Origin of the sequence: Bacillus sp. NPDC077411 (genome assembly GCF_044543425.1) — a bacterium.
GTDB lineage: Bacteria > Bacillota > Bacilli > Bacillales > Bacillaceae_G > Bacillus_A > Bacillus_A bruguierae.
The window spans coordinates 126473-135518 of record NZ_JBITWA010000015.1 but is presented as its reverse complement, the minus strand read 5'-3'; the positions used below and the strand labels follow the sequence as shown (position 1 = coordinate 135518).

General features: G+C 31.7%; 3 protein-coding genes. All 3 read right to left on the bottom strand.

What is annotated here, in order from left to right; genetic code table 11:
- Positions 1 to 3018, bottom strand: a 3018-nt coding sequence (locus ACIGHG_RS18400; RefSeq protein WP_396549800.1) for a non-ribosomal peptide synthetase, incomplete at its 3' end; no start/stop codon positions are given.
- Positions 3003 to 4508: a serine hydrolase domain-containing protein gene (locus tag ACIGHG_RS18395; RefSeq protein WP_396549798.1), complete on the bottom strand. Its 1506-nt coding sequence runs from the start codon at positions 4506 to 4508 to the stop codon at positions 3003 to 3005. The genes ACIGHG_RS18395 and ACIGHG_RS18400, both read right to left, overlap by 16 nt.
- 59 nt (positions 4509 to 4567) lie before the next feature.
- Positions 4568 to 9034, bottom strand: coding sequence for an amino acid adenylation domain-containing protein (locus tag ACIGHG_RS18390; protein ID WP_396549796.1), 4467 nt, complete (start codon positions 9032 to 9034; stop codon positions 4568 to 4570).
- Positions 9035 to 9046 lie beyond the last annotated feature (12 nt).

Below are 9046 nucleotides of genomic sequence, written 5' to 3'. Positions count from 1 at the left end.
CTTTGACACCAAGGATGTAGCTCTTAGGGAATGACCGCCCAATTCAAAAAAGTTTTCATGAATCCCAACTTCCCGGTTTAAAGATAGAATTTCTTGCCAAAGATGAGCCAATTGCTCCTCTGTTTCGTTTCTAGGCGCTACATACTCCACGTGGCCCATCGATGACCAATCTGGAGTCGGAAGGACCTTCCGGTCTAGCTTTCCATTTGTATTTAAAGGAAACTTCTCCAACTGGATAAAGTAAGATGGAATCATGTAATCCGGTAATTCAGCCAACAAAGTTTGTCTTAGTTCAGCTACTGAGATATCACGTTTGGCGACAACATATCCACACAGATACTTTTCACCAACTTCATCTTCTCGGTCCATGACAACTACTTCCTCCACATCCTCGTGTTTCAATAGCTGATGTTCAATCTCTCCAAGTTCAATTCGGTACCCTCTGATTTTGACCTGATGATCTATTCGTCCCAAAAACTCTAAGTTACCATCGGGTAACCACCTTGCCAAGTCACCTGTCCGGTACATCTTCTCACCTGGAATAAATGGATTCTCCACAAACTTTTCTGCGGTCAATGTCGGATTGCCAAGATATCCTCTTGCAAGCCCTTCTCCTGCAATACATAACTCACCTGCGACTCCAATTGGAACTAGTTCTCTGTCATTACAAATATAAATACGTGTATTGGCAATCGGTTTTCCGATATTAACAGTAGTTTTCTCAGATCCGATTTCACTCAGTGTTGACCATATTGTCGTTTCAGTTGGGCCATATACATTGTATAGTTGGGCGCCCGTCAGTTGTTTGATTTTCACTACTAAATCTTTACCCAGTGCTTCCCCACCAATAATTATCTTTTCAATATTTGGTAGATTTTTTAGTTCTAATAAACTTCTCATCCGAGAAGGAGTAGACTGTATTATATTAATCGAGTTTTCTTTTATCAATTTTTCTAGTTCTTGAATATCTAACTGTTGCTGAGAAGAGGCTATGACTACTCGTAACCCTTTTACTAGTGAAAAAATAGTTTCTAATACAAAAATATCAAATGAAATTGATGTTAAACTTAACATCCTCATATCTTTCTCTAGTTGAAGGTTGTTGGACATCCCCTCAATAAAGTTGTTAACGGACTGATGTTCAATCATAACTCCTTTTGGTGTACCTGTTGAACCTGAAGTGTAGATAACGTATGCCAAATTATTAGGCATACATGCCTCCTCAAGATTGTGGCCGTTAATATGATACGAGCTTTCACTGTCCAAATAGATTTTAGTTCCTTCAAATTCTACTGTATCTAACAGCTTTTCCTGTCCAAGGATATACCCTGTTTTACTATCCCTCAACATAAATTCGATGCGCTGTTTTGGTAATTTTTGATCAATTGGAAGATACGCACCGCCTGCCTTCAGTATACCCAATAGACCTACTAACATATCTGTATTCCGTTCTGTCATAATCGCAACGACTGTATCCGGACCTATCCCCTTACTTCTAAGGGTACGCGCTAACTGGTTTGCCCGCTCATTTAATTCTTGGTAAGTCAACCGGCTTTCTCCTGCCACTACAGCCACTCGATTTGGAGATTGTTCCACTTGTTCCTCAAACAACTTATGGATTGTTTTATCTTTCGGATATTCTATTACTGTATCATTTAAAATAGACAGTAAATGTTTTTCTTCATTTTTAGATAATAATTTAATATCATTAACGGTTTGTTCTTTATTTTCTATTATAAAGGAAAGAATCATCTCAAAGTCTTCAGCCATTTGTTCCATAAATTCTCTACTGAAAACTTGCGTGTTATATGAGATATCAATAGAAATATCGTCAAAAGTATTAATTGTAACTACAAGATTATAGTTTGTTTCTTCTTCAATGTGAAACGAATCAACGGATAATTTTACATCTTTATTGTTATAAATTTGTTTTTCTAGAGGATAGTTTTCTATAACAACTATGGAATCAAATAACTTCCCTGGAGCGGTTCCAATAGAATTTGCAATTTCAGCTAAAGATGTTAGTTCAAAATCTTTTCTATCAATTATAAGCTTATTAACATCTTTTAAAAGCTTTACTATATCTTGTTCTTTTTCAAGAATGACCCTTAGAGGGGTAGTGTTAATAAATAACCCTACTCCTTGATCTATATTATCTATTTGAATATTTCTACCAGATGTAGTTGTACCAAATACAACGTCTTTGGTATTTGTATACTTATAGTATAAGATACTGTAAGCAGCATAGAAAAAAGAAGCTAAACTAATTTTTTCCTGTTTTGTAAACCTTTTTATCTTATTTAAAAGATTTTCTTTCAATGAAAATACGATATGTTCTATCTTTTTTGTGTAAGAAGTTGATAAATTTAAAGAAGAGATAGAATTGTTATCCATTTGATATAGGTAGTTTCCCCAAAAATTCTTCTGATGCTCTTTATCTATTCCATTTATATATTGGATAAACTCCTTAAAACTACTTTTAGGCACAGGACTTACCATATCTCCTTGTACTAATTTATAATAATAAGTTAGAAGCTCCTTAGTGACTATGCCTATACTCCACCCATCTAATATTATATGGTGATAGCTAATAATCAGTTTGTATTCCTTTTCACCTAATCTACAAAGGTTTATTCTAAAAGGAACATACTCCAAGTCAAAGCCTTGTTCCTTATCATTTGCTTTCAAAAGATTAATTTGTCGCTCTTGTTCCTCTTTTTTACAAGCAATCCAGTTATGGTATTGAAAGTCAATATCTTTTTTCTTCAATACAATTTGTATAGGCTTATCTATATTTCTCCATTTAAATACAGTTCTTAATGTAGGATTGGACTGAGCCAATAGATTACAAGCCTTTTCTAATAATTCAATATTTATCTCCCCACTAAGGTTAATGTCTAATTGCTCAAAGTACTCACTGCTCTCATTTCCGCTTAAATAATGAAATAAAAGACCTTCTTGCATCGGTGTTAATCTTAAGATATCTTGTACATTTTCCCTCTTTATCTGCTTTCCCATTTATAAATATTTCCCCTTTCTAAAATTACCTTCTTAGAAAATAATGTTATTTGTAAGTATATGAATATTACTATTACATTGAGTAAAGCAATCAATAGAGTAAACTGTAATCCAGTAGGTAGCCATACCACCAAAAATCCCCAAGAAATATTTTGATCTAATAAGTTTGGCAAAATGGAAAAAGAATATATAACACTTATAGTTAGAATAATATTTAATAATATAAAACAAAGATGTTTTTTAATAAATATTCTCTCTCGATAGATGATTTGCCTTACTAATCTAATAGTAAACGCCAAAAGTAACGTTAGTGTTATACATAAAAAAATAGATATTCCAAAGAGAACCTTACCATAATTCATATTAGTATCTTTTATATCTTCAACAATTGTCTTTTTTCTTACTATATTAAGTATTGACTCACCTATATTGTCTGTAAAATCAGAACTTACATTTGTTAAAACAGCAACTCCGAGACCCTCTTCAGGTATAAAACTAATGTAAGAAGAATAGTTTGGATTATCACCTCTATGATAGTAAGTATTTTTATGACCTTGTTTTTCTATATACCAACCGTATCCATAGAAGATATTTCCCTCTATTCTAAAATCTGTTTTAAAGATGCTAAGTTCCTTATTTAACTTTAAAAAGATATTACTTTCATTATGCAAATGAAATTTTATCCATTTTTCAAATTCATTAATATTAGAATACAAGTATCCCGCTGGAACATTACTTTTATACGTAGGAGCTACATACTTACTCGGACTAAAAAAGACTGTTTTATAACCAGTAGCTAACATACTATCTGGAATCTTTTCAGGATCGACAAATGTATTTTTTAGGCCAATAGAGGGTAGTAGTTCACCCTCTATGTACTCTTCATAACTCTTTCTTGTCACCTTTTGTATTAATAACCCAAGAATATCGTAATTAATTGATGAATAATTAAAACTAGCCCCAGGTGAATTAACTAGTGTAATAGGTTTTGATTCTAAATCTCTCTCCAAATTATTTTTATTATTTGAAATAGATAATGAAGCAAATTGATAAAAAGAAATACCAGACGTATGCTGTAATAGCTCATTCACAGAAATATTAACCTTTTCTCCTTTATGGTTTATATCAAGTGAGGGAATATACTTATTGATATTATCATTTAAATTTATTATTCCCTCATTTGCTAATTTTAAGATTGCTAGAGCTGTGAATGCCTTTGTTGTTGATCCTAACTCGAAGTAGGTAGATGTTGTTACAGGTACCTTTAAATCTGTATCCGCATAACCGTAAGCCTTTTTATAAACCTCTTCATCCTTAATTAGTACTATAGCTAATCCAGGGATTTTTCCTTTTTTCATCTTAGACTCTATTAAGCTATCTATTTCTTTTGAACTATCCCATACTTTTTGTTTAGCAATCCCTCTATTATCCCCTGAAATTATCAAAAGTAAGATAGGAAGAATTAAGAGCACATTTAATATTTTTTTCATTTGTTTACTCCAATAAATCTCTACTTTGTAAAGCTACAAGAAACCAACTAAATTATTTTTCAGCTTAATAATAGAATATCTAAATCCTCCTGACTGATTTCAGCATCCTTAAAATCGGAAGGAGTAAATTCTACTGAAGTCTTTTTAACTAAATGATCATGTATTCCGTTTATATGCTCTACATAACAATCTATAAAAGTTCTAATATTCTCATAACCAAGTTTATTTCTACTATATCTAAATATTAAATTTAACTCTCCCTGGTATATATAGGAGTTTATTTCTATTAGCGGTTCAAACACATTATCCTCAGCAACATCTTCTCCTGTGCTAATAGGAGATAAAGAAAATACACGGCCGCTTGATAATGTACTAAAATCACCTAGATAATTGAATCTAATTAAGTTACTATGAACTTCATTAAATTGCTGTTTTAAGAACTTAATAATCCCGAAGTTAAATCCTTTAAAAGGAACATTATTTTGTTGTTCTTTTAATGATTTTAAATTCGATTCAATTCCATTTTCAGATATCTTTAGGTATAAAGGATACATACTTGTAAACCAGCCCACTGTACGAGATATGTCAACATCTGGGGATATATCTTCTCTACCATGCCTTTCAACCTCAATAACAATATCATTTTGAGAGGTTATTGACGTTATTGTTAGTGCCAATGCTGAGACTAAAGTCTCCTGAATTCCTTGATTATAAATTTGTAAACTTTTACTTAATAAGTTTTTAGTTAACTCTTTATCTAACTTTGCTTCCAATACTCTTGTATCTTTATAGTAATCCTTCATATAAAGACCATCAGAGTCCGTCGGAAAATTCATTATTTTTTTTACAATATCACTCCAATATTGAATCTCTGTCGAGAAATCATTATTTGAATAATCGAATAAATTATCTGCCCATTTTTTAAAAGAATCTGTTTTTGGAGGAAGTGTTAAACTAGTTTTTATACTTGTCTGATATAATAAACTTTCTATATCCTCTATTATAATTCTCCAAGATACACCATCGATAACCAGATGATGTGCAGTCAATAATAAATATTCTCTTTTATCATCTAATTTTATGATAGAAGCCTTGAATAACAAATCTTCAGCTATATTAAAGTTAGCTTTTTCTACTTGCCCTATTTCTTTTACTCTCTCCATTGCCTCTTCGAGTGGAAGATCAGCTAAATCGTATACTTTTATCTTGATTGAATCTTCTAAATGCTTGTTATTATAATAAAGTTTTCCTGATAAAAGATCTTTATTTAAACGCAACGTATCATGGTGTAGGACTATTTTGTTTAAGACTCTCTCTATACTCTCCTGATTGATACTATAGTTGATTTTAAGCATCATAGATTGATTCCAATAATTCTCCATTTTATTTTCTAGAGAGAAAAACCATTTAGAAATAGGTGTATGTTTTACAACACCTTCTTCTATATAAAAGCTATCTTTATTTTTATGCTCTTTTTCCATACTGTGGGCAATCTCAATTAAGGTCTCTTTAGACAAAAAGTCTGAAACTCTAATACTCCAACCTCTCTGAGATAATTTAGATACTACTTGAATCGCTTTAATAGAATCCCCACCAACTTCATAAAAATTACCACCTAAATTAACCTCTTTTAGTTGCAGTACTTCTTCTAAAACTTGTATCAAATCTCTCTCTTTCTGAGTGGTTGGTTTAATAAATTCAATTTTTTCTTCATTTTCATATGGTAATAAATCTTTGTTTACCTTTCCATTCGGAGTTAGCGGAAACTCACTTAATTGAATAAACTTCCCAGGAATCATATATCGAGGAACTTGTTTGCTTAGCCAACTTTTAATTTCTGTAGTATTACATGGTCCCTCACATATTATATAGGCATATAGTATATACTCTCCTTTAAAGGACCGTTTAAGAATTACAGCATCCTTTATGAAGTTATGTTTTAATAGAACCTTTTCAATCTCTCCTAATTCAACACGGTGTCCCCTTATCTTTACTTGACTATCTATTCTGCCAACATATCTTATTATGGCATCTTCATAGTAGATACCGATATCTCCAGTTTTATACATTTTAGTACCTTTTATGAATGGATTATCAAGGAAACTAGTTGAATTTAAGGAGTCATTATTAATATAACCTTCAGAGACACTATCTCCTGCAATAAATATCTCACCTTTGACACCAGGTGGTACTATATGCTTGTTTTTATCTAAGATATAAACTTGAGTATTTGCTATTGGTTTCCCTATTGGAACAGAACTCTCTAAGTTATCCTGATCAGTATATTTATGAATCATACAGCCAACTGTTGTCTCAGTAGGACCATACTCATTAAAAACCTCAATTTCATGGTTGCTATTATCTACAATATTCCTTACTAATTCGGTTTTTAAATCTTCCCCACCTATAATTAATCTCCTAATAGACCAATTCTTAATATCTAAATCTCTTACGATCCTTAAATGTGAAGGAGTCAATTTTAAAACTGTTACTTTTTTCTCCTCTAAAACATCCAATAAATTGAATTTCGTGAAATTATTAGGATATATCCTTAGCTCACTTCCTGAAACTAGAGGAGTAAAGATAGACGTTATTGTTAAATCAAAAGAGATAGAGGAGTAAAAAGCAAATACTTCATAATTCGATTTAACGTAAGTACCTCTGGCCCACCATATGTAATTCATTAATTGAGTATGACCAATTTTGACACCTTTAGGAACACCTGTTGAGCCTGATGTGTATATTACGTAAGCTAAAGAGTTAATGTTGTTATTAGATTCTTCCTTAACATCTAAATCTTGAATTTTACCTTCTAAACTATCTTTAATTTTATATATACAGCCTTTAAAGTCTAATTGTTCCAAATATTCATAATCCGACAATAAAATTTTGCAATTTGAATCATTTAGCATAAAATTAACACGTTCAATTGGTTGTTGTGTATCTATTGGAAGAAAAGCTGCTCCTAGCTTCAATGTGGCTAAAATAGTAGTAACTAATTCTACCGAATGATCTCCCATTATACCTACAATGTCATTAGGCATGACGCCCTTACACTTTAGAAATGAAGCTACTTGATTAACCTTTCTACTCAAGTCACCATAAGTTATTTTAGAATCATTTAAGGACAAGGCTATTTTATCCGGATTCTGCTCTACCTGTTGTTCGAAAAGATTTAGCACGGTCTTATTTTTTGGAAAATCCTTATTAGTACTATTAAATCTCTCAACTATACTATTGTTATGTAGTCCAATTTCTAATATTTCAACCTTGTCATCTGTAATAACCTCATTGAGAATATTGCAATAAAATCCATAGTATCTCTCTATATCACTTGTTTTATACTCAGTCGTTTTATAGTCAAATGCTAATGAAACATCATCTTTTCCAGTTTCCCTAACTGATATTTGGAGTGGAAAATATTGATGAGAAGGGGGATACTCCACGGTTTCAACTTCAATCCCAAATATCTTCTGTTTAAAATTTGTGTTATGAAAATTAAAACTAGTATTAAATAATCCATCTCCACCGTACTTTTTTACCGACAAGTCCTGTAGCAACATCTCATATGGATAGCGCTGATGATTTAAGCAATAAAACATTTCTTTATGAACATTTGACAAAATTTCTCTAAAGCTATCCCTTGGATTGATATGAATTTTCAAAGGAACCGTACTAGTAAACATACCGACAGTCTCTTTAAATTGTCTAAATCTATTATATACAGGAACACCAATTGTAATTTCCTCTTCTAGAGTTGTACGGTATAAGAAAGTATAAAAGACTGAAAGCATTGTACTACTCAGATTGCAACCATTCTCTTTTACATAATTCCTTAATCTCCTAACTAAAGATTTGTCTAAATCAAAAACCACTCTGTTTGTATTAAGTTCCTTAGAATAGGTTTGAAGAGAGGAGTTAAGTTTATCTTGAAATTTTTTATTCCAAAACAATCTATCCTTAGAAAATCTTCTTGATTTTAAGTAAATCTGCTCGTCTTCAATATAATCCATATACGAACTACTACTTACCGTATAATTTTTCTCAGGTACTAATATAAGATTTTGAACAATTTCCAATAGATCCCTCTGTAATACTTGAAAAGACCAACCGTCCACAATTATGTGGTTAAACTTGGCAAGAATCCCATAATCCTCATCATCTATTTTGTAAATCGCAAAATAGAACAATGGTTCTTTTTCAAATGAGAACGGCTCTAGAAACTTCATGCGTATCCATTCCCTAGAGGAATTAGTAGGAAACTCCATCTTACTAAAATCAATATAATCTACTTTATAATCCATGGAATTATTAAGAAATTGGAATGGTATGCCTTGTTGCTCTACTATTGTCGTTTTCAAAACTATTTGCTTATTAATTAAAATATGAACAGCCTTTCTCAAAATATTTGGATCAACTGTTCCCTTAAATTTTACTGTACCACCAATGTTATGCATTGAAGTACCTGGTGTTGTCTTTTCAAGATACCATATTCTCTTCTGTGCACTAGATAGTTCTTTAAGCATTATTATCTCTCC